This is a genomic window from Capnocytophaga sp. FDAARGOS_737 (genome assembly GCF_009730375.1).
GTDB classification, from domain to species: Bacteria; Bacteroidota; Bacteroidia; order Flavobacteriales; family Flavobacteriaceae; genus Capnocytophaga; species Capnocytophaga leadbetteri.
Window position 1 is genome coordinate 819,353 of record NZ_CP046316.1, and the last position, 17,349, is coordinate 836,701.

The window sequence follows — 17,349 nt, forward strand, 5'->3', positions numbered from 1 at the left end:
GCTCTTTTTCGTTGATATGCTATGAATTATTTACTTTTTGCTGCAATTAAGTTTAGAGCACTACCAGCTCTAAACCAAGCTATTTGCGAGTCGTTATAGGTATGGAGGCATTTTATTATATCTTTGCTACCATCACTATGTACGAATTCTAAGTGCAAAGGCTTATTAGGTGCAAAATCAGTAAGGTCTAAAAAGTTGATTACATCGTCTTCTTGTATTTTGTCATAATCAGCCTCATTAGCAAAGGTGAGGGCTAACATACCTTGTTTCTTCAGGTTAGTCTCGTGAATTCTCGCAAACGACTTTACTAATACTGCTTTTACCCCTAAATGGCGTGGCTCCATAGCAGCGTGTTCTCTAGAGGAGCCCTCACCGTAGTTTTGGTCACCTACTACTATGCTGGGGATACCTGCTGCCTTGTAGGCTCGTTGCACTTTAGGTACTTCGTTATACTCGCCCGTCAACTGGTTTTTCACATAGTTAGTCTTACCATTAAAGGCATTTACAGCTCCTATAAGCATATTGTTAGAGATATTGTCTAAATGCCCTCTATACTTCAGCCAAGGTCCTGCCATCGATATGTGGTCAGTAGTGCATTTGCCTTGAGCCTTGATAAGTAGCTTTGCTCCTGTGATGTTCTTGCCGTCCCAAGCAGGGAAAGGCGAGAGCAATTGCAAGCGCGAAGAAGTAGGCGATACTATCACCTGCACTTGGCTACCATCAGCAGCTGGAGCCTGATAACCAGGGTCGTCTACCGAAAACCCTTTAGCGGGTAACTCTTCTCCTTCTGGTGGGGCAAACCTAACAGCTTCTCCTTTGTTGTTGAGTAGGCTGTCAGTTATAGGGTTGAAGTCTAACCTACCAGCTATGGCAAGAGCAGCTACCATTTCAGGTGAGGCTACAAAAGCGTGAGTATTAGGGTTGCCGTCAGCACGTTTAGAGAAGTTGCGGTTAAAAGAGTGTACTATGGTGTTCTTCTCTTGTTTTTCAGCCCCCTCACGACTCCACTGCCCTATACAAGGGCCACAAGCATTAGTAAAAACTTTAGTGCCTAATTGTTCAAAAGCTTCTATGATGCCATCACGCTGTACTGTATAACGTATTTGCTCAGAACCAGGGTTGATACCAAAAGAGGCTTGAGGTGTAATACCTAAGGCAGCCGCTTGCTTAACTACTGATACAGCACGGGTCAAATCTTCGTATGATGAGTTGGTACAAGAGCCTATCAATCCCCATTCTACTTTTATGGGCCAACCGTTTTCTTTAGCCACTTCTTTCATTTTAGATACAGGGGTACCTCTATCAGGGGTGAAAGGCCCATTGATATAAGGTTCGAGTGTGTTTAGGTCGATTTCTATCAGTTGGTCAAAGTACTTTTCTGGGTTGGCATATACTTCAGGGTCGGCAGTTAGGTAAGGGGCAATCTTGTCAGCAGCTTCTACTACTTCTTTTCTACCAGTGGCACGCAGATAGCGACGCATAGCATCATCATAGCCAAAAGTAGAGGTTGTAGCTCCTATTTCAGCACCCATATTGCAAATGGTACCTTTACCAGTGCACGACAACGATTGAGCACCCTCACCAAAGTATTCTACTATAGCTCCAGTGCCTCCTTTTACAGTTAGCAGGTCAGCTACTTTTAGGATAACATCTTTAGGGGCTGTCCATCCACTGAGTTTTCCGGTCAGTTTTACTCCTATCAGTTTAGGGAATTTAAGTTCCCACGCCATTCCTGCCATTACATCTACAGCATCAGCACCTCCTACGCCTATTGCCAGCATACCTAAACCACCTGCATTTACGGTGTGCGAGTCGGTACCTATCATCATTCCCCCAGGGAAAGCGTAGTTCTCTAATACAATCTGGTGAATAATACCGGCTCCAGGTTTCCAAAACCCGATGCCGTACTTATTCGATACTGACGAAAGGAAGTCAAATACTTCTTTAGATTGTTCAGTAGCTACCTTAAGGTCGGTGGCAGCACCTACTTTTGCCTGAATAAGGTGGTCGCAGTGTACTGTAGTGGGTACGGCTACCTTTGCACTACCCGCGTGCATAAATTGCAGTAGTGCCATTTGCGCAGTAGCGTCCTGACAGGCTATGCGGTCTGGGGCAAAATCTACATAATCTTTGCCGCGTTCAAAGGCTTTCTGTGGGGTAGCCTCCCATAGGTGTGCATATAGTATTTTTTCAGCTAATGTTAGTGGTCTTCCTACTATTTCTCGTGCTTTATCTACTCTTTTGGGTATATGGGCATATACCTTTTTGATCATTTCAATGTCAAATGCCATAATAGTTAGTTTTAAGTTGTTATTAGTGTTTTTTGTAGTTGTCTTATAGTCCTAAAATACTCCTAAAAGTACTGCTAGGAAGCATTACTGCCGAAGTGCGCTTTGTACTAGGGTGATAATAGCCGTGTAAGTCTATTTTTTGCCCTTGTACTGTTGTCAGTTCAGCTATGATAGCCTTTTCGTTTGTAGCAAGGGCTTTAGCTATGGGGGCAAACTCTTCAGCTAATGCTTTGTCTTGTTTTTGAGCAGCTAAGGCTTCAGCCCAATAGAGAGCTAAGTAAAAATGACTTCCTCTATTGTCTAAAGTACCTACTGCCGACTCTGGTGAGCGGTTGTTCTCCAATACTTTACCCGTTGCCTCATCAAGGGTTTGGGCTAACACCAATGCTTTTGTATTCTGATAGGTAGTAGCAAAATGCTCTAATGAGGCACCTAAAGCTAAAAACTCGCCTAACGAATCCCAGCGCAGGTGATTTTCAGCAAAAAGCTGTTCTGCTAATTTAGGGGCAGAACCTCCAGCACCTGTTTCAAACAATCCCCCTCCGTTCATTAACGGTACTATCGAAAGTACTTTAGCACTCGTGCCTAATTCTAAGATAGGGAATAAATCAGTAAGGTAATCGCGCAAAACATTGCCGGTTACTGATATAGTATCCTCGCCTTTTTTAGTACGCTCTAAGGTAAAGAGTATGGCAGCTTCAGGAGCGAGTATTTGTATATCTAACCCTTCCGTATCACACTTGCTAAGGTACTGCTTCACTTTCTTGATAAGTTCAGCATCGTGAGCTCGTTTTGCATCAAGCCAGAAGATAGCAGGGGTATTAGTAGCTTTAGCGCGTTTCACCGCAAGCTTTACCCAATCTTCTACCGGAGCATCTTTCACCATACACATACGCCAGATGTCGCCCGCAGCTACACGTTGCGATAAATATATAGTGCCACTCTCACCAATTACTTGCATTTCTCCTTCTTCAGGCACTTCAAAGGTTTTGTCGTGCGAGCCGTACTCTTCAGCTTTCTGTGCCATTAGTCCTACGTTGGCTACCGAGCCCATTGTGCGTGGGTCAAAAGCACCGTGCTCCTTACAAAAGTCTATCACTACTTGGTAAATGCCAGCGTAACTGCTGTCGGGCAATACAGCTAAGGTATCTTGTGCTTTGCCTTCTGCGTTCCACATTTTGCCCGAATTGCGTATCATAGCAGGCATTGAGGCATCTACTATCACATCGTTAGGGTAGTGTAGGTTACTGATGCCTTTTTCCGAATTTACCATTGCAATAGCAGGAGCGTTAGCCCATACTTCATCTAGGTCGTGTTGTATAGCTTTCTGTGTATCAGCAGGCAAGGTGCTTACTTTTGTCAGTAAGTCTGAAAGGCCATTGCGTACATTCACCCCTATAGCCTTAAAGGTGTCGGCATACTTACTGAGTATGGGGGCAAAGAGGGTTTCGACGGCATAACCAAAAAGGATAGGGTCTGACACTTTCATCATCGTAGCTTTTAGGTGCAATGATAACAAAAGACCTTCTTTTTTAGCACGAGCAAATTGTTCTTTATAGAAAGAAAGTAACGCTTTTTTGCTCATTAGGGTAGCATCAATAATCTCTTTGGCTTGTACCGCTATATCAGTTTTCATACTGATTACCTTCCCTTGGGAGGTGTGTAGTTCAATGCGTACTTTATCAGCTTTATCAAAGGTTACGGACTGCTCGTTATGGTAGAAATCGCCTTCCTGCATAGTAGCAACAGCCGTTTTTGAGAGGCTTTCCCACGCTCCCATACTATGTGGGTGTGTTTTGGCGTATTGCTTTACTGCCTTAGGGGCTCGCCTGTCAGAGTTACCCTCTCTTAGCACAGGATTTACAGCACTACCTTTCACCTTATCATATCGCTCTTTGATGCTTTTCTCTACTTCCGAAATTGCTTCTTCAGGATAGTCAGGCAGCGCATAGCCCTGTGCTTGTAGCTCGGCTATAGCTGCTTTTAGCTGTGGTACAGAGGCACTGATATTGGGCAGCTTGATAATATTAGCTTCAGGCTTTTTAGCCAATTCGCCCAGCTGCTGTAGCGCATCTTCCACTCTCTGTTCTTCCTTTAAAAAATCAGGGAAAGCTGCCAAAATACGCCCTGCCAGCGAGATGTCTTTTAGTTCAAAATGTACATCTGACGATTGGCAAAATCGCTGAATAATAGGCAATAGCGAATGAGTAGCTAAAAAAGGAGCTTCGTCTGTTTGGGTATAGATGATTTGCTTCATAATTTTAGAGGCTTTGGGTTATCGTTTGTCTAAAGCTACAAAGGCTCTTTCTTTAGCACCAGTGTATATTTGGCGAGGTCTGCCTATAGGCTCGCCTCCTTGCCTCATTTCTTTCCATTGTGCAATCCAACCAGGGAGTCTTCCGATGGCGAAGAGCACCGTAAACATCTCTAAGTGCATACCCAATGCTTTGTAGATAATACCAGAGTAGAAATCTACATTAGGGTAGAGGTTACGACTTTTGAAGTATTCATCTTCTAAGGCCACTTTTTCCAAATGTTTAGCAATGTCAAAAATAGGGTCGTCTATACCTAAAGCGTGTAGTACATCATCAGCTGCTTTTTTGATGATTTTAGCACGTGGGTCGAAGTTCTTATACACGCGGTGTCCGAAGCCCATTAATCTAAATGGGTCGTTTTTGTCTTTAGCTTTGTTGATAAACTTATCTACGCCGCCTCCGTCAGCTTTTATCTCTTCAAGCATCTCTATCACCGCTTGGTTAGCTCCTCCGTGCAGACGTCCCCATAGGGCAGAAACCCCCGATGAAATACTTGCAAAAAGTCCTGCTTCCGACGAACCTACTAAGCGCACGGTAGAAGTCGAGCAGTTTTGTTCGTGGTCGCCGTGTAGTATAAGCAGCTTGTTTAGCGCGCTTACTATAGTAGGATTGATAGAGTACTCCTCAGAAGGGATTTCGAAGAACAAACGCAAGATATTTTCTATATACCCCGTAGAATTTTTGTAATAATTCAGAGGTAATCCTTCGCGTTTGCGGTACACCCACGTAGCGATAATGGTAAATTTAGCGATAGCCTTGCAGACAGCTTGATACACATCTTTATTACATTTCACATTCACAGGCACAGGATTGAAAGCGGTAAGTGCACTAGTAGCCGAAGAGAGTACCCCCATAGGGTGTGCTGATCTAGGAAAGCCATCAATAATGTGGCGCATATCCTCGTGCACTATAGTGTACTTGTGAATGGTTTTTTTGAAGTGGTCGTACTCTTCAGCAGTAGGGAGTTCGCCAAAGATAAGCAGATAGGCTACCTCTAAAAACTCGGCATTGGCTGCCAAATCTTCAATGTTATAGCCGCGATAGCGCAATATACCGCGCTCGCCATCTAAGAAAGTGATGGCACTCTTACAAGATCCAGTATTTTTATACCCCGAATCTAAAGTAATAAGCCCCGTGAGGGCACGTAGCTTCTCAATGTTGATAGCTTTTTCGTTTTCAGTTCCTACTTCAATAGGAAATTCAAATTCTTTTCCTTCAAAGATTAATTTGGCTGTACGTTCCATAGTCTATTAGTTTTAAATTCTTTCGCAAAGTTATAAAAAGAAAATTAAACGCACAAGAAAACTTGTTTTTTTTAACAAAAAAGCTGATAAATGTTAAAAATGAAAAAGAGAGTGTAAAATAAGAAGTATGGAAGACAAAAGTCGAAAGATTAAAAGAAAAAGACCTTAAAAAAGTTTCAACTTTCTCAAAGTCTTTATTTTATAAATAAGCCATATTATGGAGTAGCAATGTGCCTACGACTGGATTCGAACCAGCACGCCCTAACGAGCACCACCCCCTCAAGATGGCAAGTCTACCAATTTCTCCACGTAGGCTACTAACATTAAAAAATGTGACCTGGCTGGGGCTCGAACCCAGGACCCCAACATTAAAAGTGTTGTGCTCTACCAACTGAGCTACCAAGTCATCAAATAAATAAACAAACTGTATAACTATGTGACCTGGCTGGGGCTCGAACCCAGGACCCCAACATTAAAAGTGTTGTGCTCTACCAACTGAGCTACCAAGTCATCAATAAAATGAAAAACAAACTTTTAAAATCCTTAGTGACCCGGCTGGGGATCGAACCCAGGACCCCAACATTAAGAGTGTCGTGCTCTACCAGCTGAGCTACCGAGTCGGTTTTACTCAAAAGTATTTCCTTGTTTGCGGGTGCAAAGATACAACATTTTTTTTATGTACCAAGAAAAAAAGTATTATTTTTGCACTTTATTTTAAATAATTTTTTCAAACCCTTACTATACAACAGTTTATAAAATGAAAATAATTCTTATTGGCTATATGGGAAGCGGTAAATCTACCCTCGGAAGAGCCCTCGCCACTGCTAAAAACATTTCTTTCGTCGACCTCGATGCCTATATCGCTGAGCGTGAAAAATGCTCCGTACCCAATATTTTTAAAAATAAAGGAGAGATTTATTTCCGCAAGAAAGAAGCGCTTTACTTGCAAGAAGTCCTCCAAAAAGAAGAGGATATGGTACTTTCTTTAGGCGGAGGTACGCCTTGCTTTGGCAATAATATGCCCCTTATCAAAGCCTCTGGGGCAACGAGTATTTATCTAAAATACCAACCTCAATCCCTTACCCAGCGTCTTTTGCAGGAGAAAGACCACCGACCTCTGCTCGCCCAAATCAAGGAGATAGATTTAGAAGAATTCATTCGCAAGCATCTATTCGACCGCAATCCGTACTACGCTCAGGCTACCCATATTATTGCTATGGACGGTCTTACCCCTGACCAAAGCCTCCAAAAGTTACTTACAGTTTTCTAAGACAGCTTACTTTTGTCCAGCCTGTTTTGCCATTAACCAACCGTATCTTTACCCAGTCTTTAGCATCTTCTATAATCTCTACTTTTGTACCTTCGTGCAGCTGCATTACCTCGCTGCTGTAGGCATTAGCATCTGAAAATACGCGTACGGTTTTGTCAAAAAGAATAGCGTATTGTGTTTGGCTAACTTGCTTATGGCAGAAGTGCGCTAAGGTGTAACTACCTATCGCAAAAAACAAAAATACTAACATCAGACTGAAAAAAGTGCGCTTTAGTGCAGTGCGCTCTACGAAATAGTAGAGCAAAAAACTCAACACAAAAGCAAAAACTCCTATAATCGAAAGTACCGCCCACGTATGAGCGCTAAAAAGCCCTACGATACCATCGCTTAGTTGGCGCACCCACGTTTTGGGTAGGGGGGTGATGGCATCTACTTTCATTTGGTTAGCAAATATCAGATTGTTTTTTGCATCGGCATTTTCAGGGTCAAGCTGCAGTGCCTTTTCGTAATAATAGATACTTTCAGGCACATTGTTCAGCTTGTAATAAGTGTTGCCTAAGTTGTAGTACAAAGCCGATGACTCTTTGCCTGACTTCAATATCGATGAGTACACCGCAGCAGCTTGGGTGTAGTCTCCCTTTTGGTAGAGCGTAGTAGCTTTGTCAAAATTATCTTGGTCTTGCCCCCAGCCTATAGTGGCTATAGCAAGGCATATTAGAGTTATAAGGTACTTCATCGCTAAGCTTATTTTTTTACTTGTTTGTCTAATTCTGTTATCACTTGCACGGCATTGCCAAAATCACTTTCTACTGAGGCATCGGTGTGGTGCTGCGAGTACCGTGCCATTTCGCAGTTAGCTAACAGCCGTATAAAGCGCTCTACCGTCTCTGGGGCAGCGTGGCGTGCCAATAGCAATTCGTTTATTTTGTCCTTGCTCATTTCAGTAGTTTCTATCTTCAGTTTAGCTTTCAGATAGTTGTGTAGAGCACGTTCTAAAGCCTCATAGAAGTGGTCTTTGTCGGCGAGTTTGCGTTTAGCTTCACTTAGGTATTTCTTAGCCAAGCGGTTGGCAGTACGCACTTTTGCTCCTTCTATATCTCCTGCGCGACGCTGTCTAATACGCCAAGCTATTAGGGCGATAGGTATCAGCAGTAGTGGCAAGAGTAGGTATAGATAGTAGCGCACCGAACCAAAGAAGACAGGCTGATGCATCGCTACTAAGCCTGTGTTAGGCTGTTGTGCGCGGAAGTGACTGCTCGGCAGGTTGTTATCGTTAGCCACATCAGTAGGAGTGTCTTCGTTAGCAGCTCCTTCGGTTACATCTATCCACAGCTCGTCTGTTTTTATAGTTTCGTATTTATGAGTGTTCGGATTGAAGTAAGAGAAAGCCATACCACTGATAGGGTATTTCCCTTTGTACTGAGGTACAATGGTGTAAGTTTGCTCTATGCGCCCTTTCATACCAGCAAGGGTAGTGCTAATGTCGTCATTTTGCTCAGGAGCATATACTTCTAATGACGAAGGGAAAGTAGGCTTAGGTAGGTCGAACAGTTTTAGGTTACCACTGCCCGATACTTCTACTTTTAGCTGCATACTTTCGTTGCCTTTTAGGGTTTGTTTGTTAGGGGTTACGGCAAAAGAGAAGTCGCCTACCGCTCCGCTAAAGTTATCTGGTTTGCCTTCCTCAGGTAGGTCTTTTACGTTAATGGTCTTATTGCCAGAGGTTACCCTGCGCGATACCTGTTCATACATCATTCTGCCAAAGAAATCACGCTGATTTGTAGGTACCGTCAGTACAGCGTCCATAGTCAGTGGTTCGAGGGTGATAGTACCTGTTTTTTGTGGGTAGAGTACTACTTTTTTCACTACTATGCAACGATAGTTGCGTCCCTGATAGCTACAGTCGCCTATCTCATACTCCTGCATTTTTATCTCTTGACTCCAGAAGTTAGGAAACTTAGGTACTGTTAGCCATTGTAGGTCGTTTAAGGCTACGTTGCTGCCTACGTATAGGCGATAGGTTACGCTTACTGCCTCATTCAGATAAGGATTAGGTTTAGAGACTTCAGCTAATAAAAACAAGCTTTCTCTGGCTACATCATTGCTGGTCTTATCTATAGAAGGGGCAGCTACGGCTTCAGTTACGGTGATAGCGATAGGGGCTGTCTTGTAGGTTCTCCCATCAATATCTATCGAGGCTTGCCCTATGGTGAATTTACCTTTAGCTTTAGGTTGTAGTATATAGATGTAAGTCTTTGAAAAAGAACGTACGCCATTAATCCACGATTCAGAAACCGATTGCGAAGGCCCCATTATCACCACAAAATCGTGAAAAGAGGGCGGAGTAAAGTTATCGCCGTTTTTGTTCATCGTAAACTCTATGCGCACCCGCTCATTAGCGCCTAAGGTGTTTTTGCTCACATCGGCTCTAAACTCTATATTTTGGGCATAGAGGCTTTGTACTAAAAAGGTTATAAAGAGTATTAATCTATATTTCATTGCTTAAATTATTTATGTTGAAAGACAAAATGCTATTTGTTCCTACCAATCTTTTTCAGATTTGGCGCGCTGTCCTCTTACTTTTTGTCCGTTTACTTTATCTTGAGTTTTGCGCTCCTCATTGTTCATAGCTTCAAGGATACGCTCCATCTGTTCAGGCGATAAAGACGAAGGGCGTGGCTGTCCGCCTTGCTCTTTAGACCCCTGTTGGTCGTCTTTATTGTCTTTATTCTGGTCTTTGTTGTCCTTATCTTTGCCGTTTTTGTTGTCTTTATCCTTATCTTTATTGTCCTTATTGTCTTTGTCTTTATTATCCTTATTCTTGTCTTTGTTGTCTTTGTTGTCCTTATTATCCTTGTTTTTATCCTTATCGTCTTTCTTATCCTGATTTTTATCTTTGTTGTCCTTGTTATCCTTGTTTTTATCCTTGTTGTCTTTATTGTCTTTATTATCCTTGTTATCTTTGTTGTCCTTATTATCCTTGTTGTTGTTTTTAGGCGGATTTTTCTTAAGCATTTCGTTAGCTACTGCCAAGTTATAGCGCGTTTCCTCGTCAGTAGGGTTGTATCTGAGGGCTTCTCTATACGCCAATACAGCCTTGTCATAGGTCTTTTCTTTCATAAAAGCATTTCCTAAGTTATGAAAGATTTGGTGTCTTTCAGCTTCCGACATCTGTTTAGCATTCGCCGCTTTCATCAGCTGAGCAAAGGCTTCTCCGTAGTTTTTTTGCTTATACAACAATGTGCCCAAGTTGTATTGGGCAGTCAGGTTCGTATTATCTTCAGCTATAGCATTACGATAATCTACCTCCGCTTGGGTAGGTTTATCACCTTTCAATGATTCATTACCCTGGTAGGTCAGCTTTTTAGAGTTCATAGCCGCTTTTAGCGCCTCTTTTTCCTCTTTGCTTTGCGCAAAACTGCCTATACTCATAAAGGTTAAGACTATAAAAAGAATATTTTTCATACAGATACTTACTTTTTTCGTTCATTAAACAAATTAAGACGCTTTACCCATTGTGTTTTTCTTTCAAAGATAAAAAGGTCAAGCACCAACAGCAATAACGCTCCTGCTAAAAACCACTGAAACTGGTCTTTAAAATCTACAAACTTCTGTGTGTCAAACTGACTTTTCTCGGTGCTTTCTAATATTTTTTCTATTTGGCTAACAGCCTCTTGGGTATTATCGCCATTTAGGTATTGTCCGCCAGCATTTATAGCTATCTGTTGTAGTAGTTCTTTGTTCAGCCGTGTGATAACCACCTCGCCATTGCGGTCACGTTTGTAACTCTGTTCACCTAGTTCGCGCATCGGTATCGGACTTCCTTTTTCAGTACCTACTCCTATAGTGTAGATGTGTATGCCTTTTTCTTGTGCTTCAGCAGCAATTTCGGTAGCGCCCATTTCGTGGTCTTCACCGTCAGAGATGATAAAGAGCAAGCGAGAGGTAGTGCTTTTATCGTCAAAATAGTTGGTTGCCATACGTATAGCCTCCTGAATAGCAGTACCTTGCGACGAGAGCATATTAGTATTCATACTCTGCAAAAACATTTTGGCAGCCGAATGGTCTGTCGTTAGGGCGAGTTGCGGATAAGCACTTGCTGCGTAGGCTACGATACCTACACGGTCGCCTTTTAGCTGATTGATAGTCTCAAAGGCGATGCGTTTAGCTTTCTCTAAGCGGTTAGGAGCTACGTCTTCAGCCAACATACTTTTTGAAACGTCAATAGCAAAGACGATATCTACCCCTTCGCGTTTTACGGTTTCTATTTTAGTGCCTATTTTGGGGTTAGCCAAAGCGATGCAGAGCAGCACCACTACGGCAGAAAGCAATATCCACTTCAGCCACAGCTTAAAGTTAGAACGGTCAGGCGATAAGCGTCTGAGTAACGCACTGTCAGCAAATGCCCTTTGAGCCTTCTTTTTCCGCCATAGCGAAATTACAAAGATAAATAGTAGCGGCAGCAATACCGCTATAAACCAGATATATATTTTTTCGTCTATATGTATCATAATAAGTTATAAAAGAATAGCCATTATCTATGCCTTTTTGCCTTCCTCAAATACTGCGCCAAATCGACTGCAAAAATAAAAAAAATTGGCAAATTAAAAAAGGCTACCACATTACTGAGGCAGCCTTTTTTAGGATTGCTATGCTTATTTTTTAAACTTAGCGTATTTGTTTTTAAATTTATCGATACGTCCGGCAGTATCAATAAGTTTAGATTTACCTGTGTAGTAAGGGTGTGAAGTGCGTGAAATTTCCAACTTTACTAAAGGATACTCTACCCCTTCTACTTCAATGGTTTCTTTGGTCTCTACTGTCGATTTGGTGATAAAGATATCGTCGTTCGACATATCTTTGAAAGCCACCAAACGATAAGATTCTGGGTGAATTTCTTTTTTCATTGCAATGTTAATTCTTTTATTACGTAATTTTCAGGGCGCAAAAGTATAACATTTTTTTTTAATAGCCAAATTACTCCGAGTATTTTTTGATGAGGCGCACCATTAGGTCGCTTAGTTTCTCTACCTGATACTCGCCAACGCTGGGCTCTAAATGCTTGTTTCCTATGCCGCTATGGTCGGTGATAAACACATAGGTACCATTGGTGTACATCGCTATAAATCGCATCAGAAACTCAGTAGTTTTATCTATTCCACTGGCTACTACAGGTATGAGTTTAATGCCACTAGCAGCAGCCGTTTTCACTGAGTATTGTATACTGCTGATTACCGCAGGCTTATTATGAGGGGGCGCATCGAGTACCAAGAAAGCGATACGTGTGCGTGCCTCAGGCTGCCATTGCAGTTGGTTTAGCTGTACGAGGGCTTTGTCTACCGCTTCAGGGAAATCACCCCCACCATCAGCGCGCTGTTGGCTGATAAACTCTGTAGTCTGGTTAATATCTTCAGTAAAAGGGCTGTGTTTTACCACATACTCATCACCCTCATCGCGATAGAAAACCGTAGCCGTACTGATTTTCAGTTGCGTATTAGTCTTCTGCACCTCAGCAATCACTTTTTTCAAGTCCATTTTCAGGAACTCAAGTTCATCGCCCATAGAGCCTGTAGCATCTACCATAAAGGCTATTTGCACAAGGTTAGTAGGCGAGGGGAGAGTCTCATCAAGGGCAATACGGTTCACCTGAGTTTCGCTGATAGCAGCTGTAGATACCCACTGTTCATTCACTTTTAGCCGAAGCAGAGCGGTGTTGAGTTCATTCTCTTTCTGAAAAGCTCCTACCCATAGTTCAGCCCTTCCGAGGTTATCGGTTTTTGCTGTCCAAATGGGGGTATCATTTCGAAAGAGCGTAACGGTAGCATTAGAAGCCGGCTTATTTTTAGCGGTTATAGCTACTGCTATACGGTGATTGGTATACATTTGCCAATCGTCAGGAAAACCTTTGAATGGCTCTTTCATAAGAGTTTTTTGGTAGAAATCCCAGTTGTCTAAGTCGTTCCATTCGCCGGCAGTCACCAAGCCACCTTGAGGTTGAATACCTCCTTGACTCCCTTTGCTTTCTTTAGAATGCATAGAATAATCGTCGTGCATTCCGTCATCAGGTCTAGCGCACGCACTTAGTAAAAGTGCTGCTATAAACGAAAGAAAATACAGTTTTTTCATATCTTAAAATGATTTATTGATTTTATTTCCAGCCCTATCCACAGCCGTTACTACCACTTTACTATCTGTGACAACAGCGTTCAATACCGTAGTAACATACTGCCATCTATTATCTACAAATGTAGCGCTTCCCTCTTCTATTACTGTCACATCGTTTATAATCCTAACCGTTACTTCCACTACTTTAAAAGTATCAGTTACCTCAATTGTTATCACCTCACCCAGTATGCTACCTGTATAGTTCGCAATATCTATTGCCTTAATTTCAGGCAGTCTCAAACAGTCTGACAGCGCCATATTATAGGCATTGATAACCCCGCGTCGTTTAGCTTCCGCACTGTAGAGAGCTTTTAGTTCAGGATTTTGCATAACGCTTTTAGCATAAGCAGTCGCTAATTTAAATCCTTGAGCGCACATCTGCTGCTTGGCACTGCGGGCAGCAGGTTTTTTCGGCATTTTCGATAAGACCGTCTTTCCGTGCACCCGCTTTAGCACCACCTGTTTTCCTATATTTCCAGAGACTTTTTGTAGTATAATATTATCATTTGTCCGCGCCATAATCCATCGTTTTATCAAAGCACAAAGATACAAAATAATCCCTAAACTACCAAACCTTTTGTGTAGGAAAATCAGCGAACTGCCGCAGCTAAGTATGTGATGTAAAGTCAGTGTAGGATCAGTGTAGGATTAGTGTAAGATCAGTGTAGGATCAAAGTATCAGCAAGCAGCTAAAATCATTTATTTGCTAAATTTCAATCTTGCACATTTAAAAAAAAAACACTACTTTTGCTCCATTAAATTTAATAATAAGCACAATGAAAAAGAAAATATTTACATCTGCCAAACTATTGCTAATGGGAGTTATCCTATTGTGCAACCTTGTTTTTACTGCCTGTTCAGCCCTCGCACTTGAGTTTGAACAGAGAGACTTGAGCATTACCAATCTTGACGGCAAGACCATTCCCATAAGAGTTGAGCTTGCTCGCTCCATACGAGAGATGTCAAAAGGCTATATGGGGCGTAAGAATATTCCCGAAGGAACCGGTATGCTTTTTATTTTTAAAAGAGACGAAAAGTTAAGCTTTTGGATGAAAGATACGCCTACCCCCCTTTCGATTGCGTTCATTAACTCGAGTGGTGAAATCCGCGAAACACGCAATATGACACCGTTCAGCCGTCAAAGCGTGGACTCATCGGAACCCGTGCGTTATGCCCTTGAAGTGCCTCAGGGGTGGTTTGAAAAGAACAATATAGGAAAGGGCTGTACAATCAAACTGCCGTAGCCGATAAAGTTAAATTAAATAATAAGCACGATGAAAAAATAGTAACCGCTTTTCTATACCCTACACACCGAAGGCTTTCTCAAAGCAATACAAATGAGCTAATTGATAAATCTACTTTTAGAATAGAATTAGCCTTTAGCAATAAAAACTCCCCGTGAGGTACGCATACCTCACGGGGAGTTTTATTGTTTGTCGTACTACGACTTAATTGTTACTAACTTCAAAGGTTACTTCTATATTTCCACGAGTAGAGTTAGAATACGGACATACTAGGTCGGCTTTTGCTACGAGCTCCTTAGCTTCTTCAAGCGATACATTAGGTATATTTACTTGTAGGGTTACGGCGAAAATAAACCCGCCATTATTCAGCTTTCCGATAGATACGTGTGCCGTTACAGAGGTCTCACCAGTAGCTACTTTAGTTTGCCTAATAACCAAATTCAGGGCAGTATCAAAACAAGCCGCATAGCCCGCAGCAAAAATCTGCTCAGGATTGGTATAATCATCGTTAGCTCCACCTAAGGCTTTAGGAGAACGTATTTCAAGGCTTAATACGCCATTGTCAGAAGTTACTTTTCTGTTACGACCACCTGTCGCGGTGGCCACTGCTGTGTACATTGCTGTCATCTGTCTTTTTTATTTATGATTAATAATTTGTTTACTAAATGTCCTAAGTGTTTCGAGCTATTCCTCACTTAGGGGTGTTCTTCACAAGGGGAGCTTATTATTGCTTATCGTGCTACGATTCGTGCCATACTAATTTCCATCCCTCTTTTTCTTTGGAAGAGGAGTCATCTTCATTTTGTTCTTGAGAACAGCCTACAATGATGCTCCAAATGCATAAAATAATAAAAGTTTTTCTCATAATATTGTATTGTTTTTAAGTTATTCTAAATGCAAAGGTAGTGATAATTTGATAATTAGCAAATTAGTAAAATAGCGAATTTGCATATTAGGCAATTAAGTATTACTTTTGTCGCATTAAAATATTAATAATATAATTATGAAAAAAGTACTTTTAATGGGAGTGTTAGCTTCCTTTATGCTAGCGAGCTGTGGTACAGCTAAATCACCAGAGATGAAACGCTTAGAAAATCAGCAGCAAGCCTTGAAACTCAATACCGAGCTCAACGAATTGCAAATGAAACTCACACAAGAGCAAACCAATAATCAGTCGTTGCAAACTGAGGCTACGCAAGCTAATGAAGAAGCTACTGATCGCACGGATGCTTTTAGTGATGCGAGTTCAGCTTCAGCAAGTGCTAAAAAAGCGAACAAAGCTGAAAAGGCTTTGCGCAAAGCTAGTAAAGCTAATAAGCAATTAGCCAAAAGTAATCGCCGTATTGAGAAATTGCAAAAAGACATCACTAAATTGCAAGAAAAGATAACTAAACTAAATGCTGAAGTAGAATTTAGCAAATAGATACAAGTTAGATGTCTTATTAAAAATTCCCGTGTGGTACTACCACACGGGAATTTTACTAATTAGCACATTTGCTAATTTGCTAATTACCATATTGTAGTATCATCTCTACAAAAGCAGGATCTCTGTGAGAGAAGAACAGCGTTTGCTTGGTGTCGAGAGTGGCTATTTGGCTCATATCCTCTGCTGAGAGTTGAAAATCGAATACATTAAGGTTTTGTTCCATACGCTCTTTGCGCACCGACTTAGGAATGCAGATAATATCGCGTTGTAATAGGTAGCGCAAGGCTACTTGGGCAGCACTTTTGTGATACTTTTCACCAATGGCGTTGAGCGTAGGATTGGCAAAGAAATCATTCTTACCTTCGGCAAAAGGCCCCCACGACATTAGCTTGGTGTCGTATTTCTTCATCAGCTCTTGGAGGTCTTGCTGTTGGTAGAATACGTGCGTTTCCATTTGGTTTACCGCAGGTTTTATCTCGCAGTGGTATGCCAAATCGAGGTATCTATCGGCATAGAAGTTGCTCACCCCAATAGCGCGCACTTTGCCTTCTTTGTAGGCTTCTTCCATAGCGCGATAAGAGCCGTAATAATCGCCAAAAGGTTGGTGAACGAGTAGCAAATCGATATAATCCGTTTGGAGTTTGCGCAAAGAGGTTTCGATAGAGGCTTTAGCTTTTTCATAGCCCGCATTGCTTACCCACACTTTGGTAACGATAAAGAACTCTTTGCGATTGATATCACTTTTCTTAATAGCATTACCTACACCCTCTTCATTGCGATAGATTTGGGCAGTGTCAATCATTCGGTAGCCTACCGAAATAGCATCACTTACGCAACGCTCACATTCTTTGGGGTCTACTTGGTATACACCATAACCCAATAGGGGCATTTGTACCCCGTTGTTTAATTGGATGTTTTTCATTGTATTTCTTATTTTTAGTTTTATACCCTGCAAAGATAGAGAATTTTGTTAAATAATTGTTACAGAGGAATTGTTTTGTTTTACATGTTTTTCGTTGGCTAAGAGGTAAGGGATAATTGACAATGAGTAAAAAAACTCCCCTTACAAAAGGTAATTGCAAGGGGAGAAAAATAGGAAACTATTTATTGTCTAATCCTTTGACAATAAGTCCACCTACAAAAGCTAACGCAGCAACTATTGCTGTTATAACTTTTTGTTCTTTAATGAGGTTCTCGATAGATTTCTTTCCTTCTAGAAAGCCTCTTCCGTATTGTCCTCTACTCATAATGTGAAAGATTTTAAGTTAATACCTACTGTCTGTTGCAGGCTTTTCGGTTTCCGCCTTTGCACTGTGTAAAGACAATAAAAAACGTGAGCCATTCCTCGTTACTTTCTTGCAGAAGCCCGACCAAAGGCTATGTAGCAAAGTAAA

16 protein-coding genes and 4 tRNA genes are annotated in these 17,349 nt (G+C 41.6%); 3 read left to right on the forward strand and 17 right to left on the reverse strand.

What is annotated here, in order from left to right:
* Positions 1–26: 26 nt before the first annotated feature.
* The 7 genes from FOC45_RS03455 to FOC45_RS03485 form a co-directional block, all read right to left on the reverse strand.
* A complete protein-coding gene (locus FOC45_RS03455) occupies positions 27–2,291 on the reverse strand; it encodes an aconitate hydratase (RefSeq protein ID WP_009391061.1) in 2,265 nt (754 codons plus the stop codon).
* A gap of 43 nt (positions 2,292–2,334) precedes the next feature.
* Entirely contained in the window at positions 2,335–4,548 is a 2,214-nt protein-coding gene (locus FOC45_RS03460; RefSeq protein WP_009391069.1) for an NADP-dependent isocitrate dehydrogenase, read from the reverse strand.
* A gap of 18 nt (positions 4,549–4,566) precedes the next feature.
* Positions 4,567–5,850 carry a citrate synthase gene (locus tag FOC45_RS03465; protein WP_009391070.1) on the reverse strand — a complete coding sequence of 428 codons (1,284 nt, stop codon included), beginning with the start codon at positions 5,848–5,850 and terminating at the stop codon, positions 4,567–4,569.
* Between the two features lie 231 nt (positions 5,851–6,081).
* Positions 6,082–6,165, reverse strand: a tRNA-Leu gene (locus tag FOC45_RS03470).
* Between the two features lie 18 nt (positions 6,166–6,183).
* Positions 6,184–6,256, reverse strand: a tRNA-Lys gene (locus FOC45_RS03475).
* A 31-nt stretch (positions 6,257–6,287) separates the two neighbouring features.
* Positions 6,288–6,360, reverse strand: a tRNA-Lys gene (locus FOC45_RS03480).
* A 37-nt stretch (positions 6,361–6,397) separates the two neighbouring features.
* Positions 6,398–6,470, reverse strand: a tRNA-Lys gene (locus FOC45_RS03485).
* 137 nt (positions 6,471–6,607) lie between these two features.
* On the opposite strand from FOC45_RS03485, the gene FOC45_RS03490 reads away from it, so the two are divergent.
* On the forward strand, positions 6,608–7,120 hold the full coding sequence (locus FOC45_RS03490) for a shikimate kinase (protein WP_009391072.1): 513 nt from the start codon (positions 6,608–6,610) through the stop codon (positions 7,118–7,120).
* Here FOC45_RS03490 and FOC45_RS03495 read toward each other — a convergent pair.
* The 7 genes from FOC45_RS03495 to FOC45_RS03525 form a co-directional block, all read right to left on the reverse strand.
* Positions 7,107–7,856 carry a tetratricopeptide repeat protein gene (locus FOC45_RS03495; protein WP_009391074.1) on the reverse strand — a complete coding sequence of 250 codons (750 nt, stop codon included), beginning with the start codon at positions 7,854–7,856 and terminating at the stop codon, positions 7,107–7,109. The genes FOC45_RS03490 and FOC45_RS03495 overlap by 14 nt on opposite strands.
* Before the next feature lie 8 nt (positions 7,857–7,864).
* Positions 7,865–9,619: a BatD family protein gene (locus tag FOC45_RS03500; protein ID WP_009391076.1), complete on the reverse strand. Its 1,755-nt coding sequence runs from the start codon at positions 9,617–9,619 to the stop codon at positions 7,865–7,867.
* A gap of 42 nt (positions 9,620–9,661) precedes the next feature.
* The gene (locus tag FOC45_RS03505; protein ID WP_009391077.1) at positions 9,662–10,585 is read right to left on the reverse strand and encodes a tetratricopeptide repeat protein; all 924 of its coding nucleotides are present in this window, start codon (positions 10,583–10,585) and stop codon (positions 9,662–9,664) included.
* A gap of 8 nt (positions 10,586–10,593) precedes the next feature.
* A complete protein-coding gene (locus tag FOC45_RS03510; protein ID WP_009391078.1) occupies positions 10,594–11,631 on the reverse strand; it encodes a VWA domain-containing protein in 1,038 nt (345 codons plus the stop codon).
* A gap of 144 nt (positions 11,632–11,775) precedes the next feature.
* Entirely contained in the window at positions 11,776–12,027 is a 252-nt protein-coding gene (locus tag FOC45_RS03515; RefSeq protein ID WP_009391080.1) for a type B 50S ribosomal protein L31, read from the reverse strand.
* A 70-nt stretch (positions 12,028–12,097) separates the two neighbouring features.
* Entirely contained in the window at positions 12,098–13,246 is a 1,149-nt protein-coding gene (locus FOC45_RS03520) for a VWA domain-containing protein (protein WP_009391081.1), read from the reverse strand.
* Positions 13,247–13,249: 3 nt separating this feature from the next.
* A complete protein-coding gene (locus FOC45_RS03525) occupies positions 13,250–13,804 on the reverse strand; it encodes a hypothetical protein (RefSeq protein WP_009391085.1) in 555 nt (184 codons plus the stop codon).
* Positions 13,805–14,061: 257 nt separating this feature from the next.
* Here FOC45_RS03525 and FOC45_RS03530 point away from each other — a divergent pair, with 257 nt between their 5' ends.
* The gene (locus FOC45_RS03530; RefSeq protein WP_009391086.1) at positions 14,062–14,529 is read left to right on the forward strand and encodes a DUF192 domain-containing protein; all 468 of its coding nucleotides are present in this window, start codon (positions 14,062–14,064) and stop codon (positions 14,527–14,529) included.
* Positions 14,530–14,733: 204 nt separating this feature from the next.
* Here FOC45_RS03530 and FOC45_RS03535 read toward each other — a convergent pair whose 3' ends face one another.
* Positions 14,734–15,156 carry an organic hydroperoxide resistance protein gene (locus tag FOC45_RS03535; protein WP_009391087.1) on the reverse strand — a complete coding sequence of 141 codons (423 nt, stop codon included), beginning with the start codon at positions 15,154–15,156 and terminating at the stop codon, positions 14,734–14,736.
* 376 nt (positions 15,157–15,532) lie between these two features.
* Between FOC45_RS03535 and FOC45_RS03540 the strand changes: the two genes are divergently transcribed.
* Complete coding sequence (locus FOC45_RS03540) at positions 15,533–15,952, forward strand: hypothetical protein (protein ID WP_009391089.1); 420 nt, start codon at positions 15,533–15,535, stop codon at positions 15,950–15,952.
* 82 nt (positions 15,953–16,034) lie between these two features.
* On the opposite strand, the gene FOC45_RS03545 is transcribed toward FOC45_RS03540, so the two are convergent.
* Positions 16,035–16,877 carry an aldo/keto reductase gene (locus FOC45_RS03545; protein WP_009391091.1) on the reverse strand — a complete coding sequence of 281 codons (843 nt, stop codon included), beginning with the start codon at positions 16,875–16,877 and terminating at the stop codon, positions 16,035–16,037.
* 178 nt (positions 16,878–17,055) lie between these two features.
* Positions 17,056–17,202: a hypothetical protein gene (locus tag FOC45_RS03550; protein WP_009391096.1), complete on the reverse strand. Its 147-nt coding sequence runs from the start codon at positions 17,200–17,202 to the stop codon at positions 17,056–17,058.
* Positions 17,203–17,349 lie beyond the last annotated feature (147 nt).

What these genes read in the sequence shown, in the direction of transcription:
- FOC45_RS03455 (WP_009391061.1), bottom strand. Translation starts at nt 2,291, where the DNA reads ATGGCATTTGACATTGAAATGATCAAAAAGGTATATGCCCATATACCC.
- FOC45_RS03460 (WP_009391069.1), bottom strand. Translation starts at nt 4,548, where the DNA reads ATGAAGCAAATCATCTATACCCAAACAGACGAAGCTCCTTTTTTAGCT.
- FOC45_RS03465 (WP_009391070.1), bottom strand. Translation starts at nt 5,850, where the DNA reads ATGGAACGTACAGCCAAATTAATCTTTGAAGGAAAAGAATTTGAATTT.
- FOC45_RS03490 (WP_009391072.1), top strand. Translation starts at nt 6,608, where the DNA reads ATGAAAATAATTCTTATTGGCTATATGGGAAGCGGTAAATCTACCCTC.
- FOC45_RS03495 (WP_009391074.1), bottom strand. Translation starts at nt 7,856, where the DNA reads ATGAAGTACCTTATAACTCTAATATGCCTTGCTATAGCCACTATAGGC.
- FOC45_RS03500 (WP_009391076.1), bottom strand. Translation starts at nt 9,619, where the DNA reads ATGAAATATAGATTAATACTCTTTATAACCTTTTTAGTACAAAGCCTC.
- FOC45_RS03505 (WP_009391077.1), bottom strand. Translation starts at nt 10,585, where the DNA reads ATGAAAAATATTCTTTTTATAGTCTTAACCTTTATGAGTATAGGCAGT.
- FOC45_RS03510 (WP_009391078.1), bottom strand. Translation starts at nt 11,631, where the DNA reads ATGATACATATAGACGAAAAAATATATATCTGGTTTATAGCGGTATTG.
- FOC45_RS03515 (WP_009391080.1), bottom strand. Translation starts at nt 12,027, where the DNA reads ATGAAAAAAGAAATTCACCCAGAATCTTATCGTTTGGTGGCTTTCAAA.
- FOC45_RS03520 (WP_009391081.1), bottom strand. Translation starts at nt 13,246, where the DNA reads ATGAAAAAACTGTATTTTCTTTCGTTTATAGCAGCACTTTTACTAAGT.
- FOC45_RS03525 (WP_009391085.1), bottom strand. Translation starts at nt 13,804, where the DNA reads ATGGCGCGGACAAATGATAATATTATACTACAAAAAGTCTCTGGAAAT.
- FOC45_RS03530 (WP_009391086.1), top strand. Translation starts at nt 14,062, where the DNA reads ATGAAAAAGAAAATATTTACATCTGCCAAACTATTGCTAATGGGAGTT.
- FOC45_RS03535 (WP_009391087.1), bottom strand. Translation starts at nt 15,156, where the DNA reads ATGACAGCAATGTACACAGCAGTGGCCACCGCGACAGGTGGTCGTAAC.
- FOC45_RS03540 (WP_009391089.1), top strand. Translation starts at nt 15,533, where the DNA reads ATGAAAAAAGTACTTTTAATGGGAGTGTTAGCTTCCTTTATGCTAGCG.
- FOC45_RS03545 (WP_009391091.1), bottom strand. Translation starts at nt 16,877, where the DNA reads ATGAAAAACATCCAATTAAACAACGGGGTACAAATGCCCCTATTGGGT.
- FOC45_RS03550 (WP_009391096.1), bottom strand. Translation starts at nt 17,202, where the DNA reads ATGAGTAGAGGACAATACGGAAGAGGCTTTCTAGAAGGAAAGAAATCT.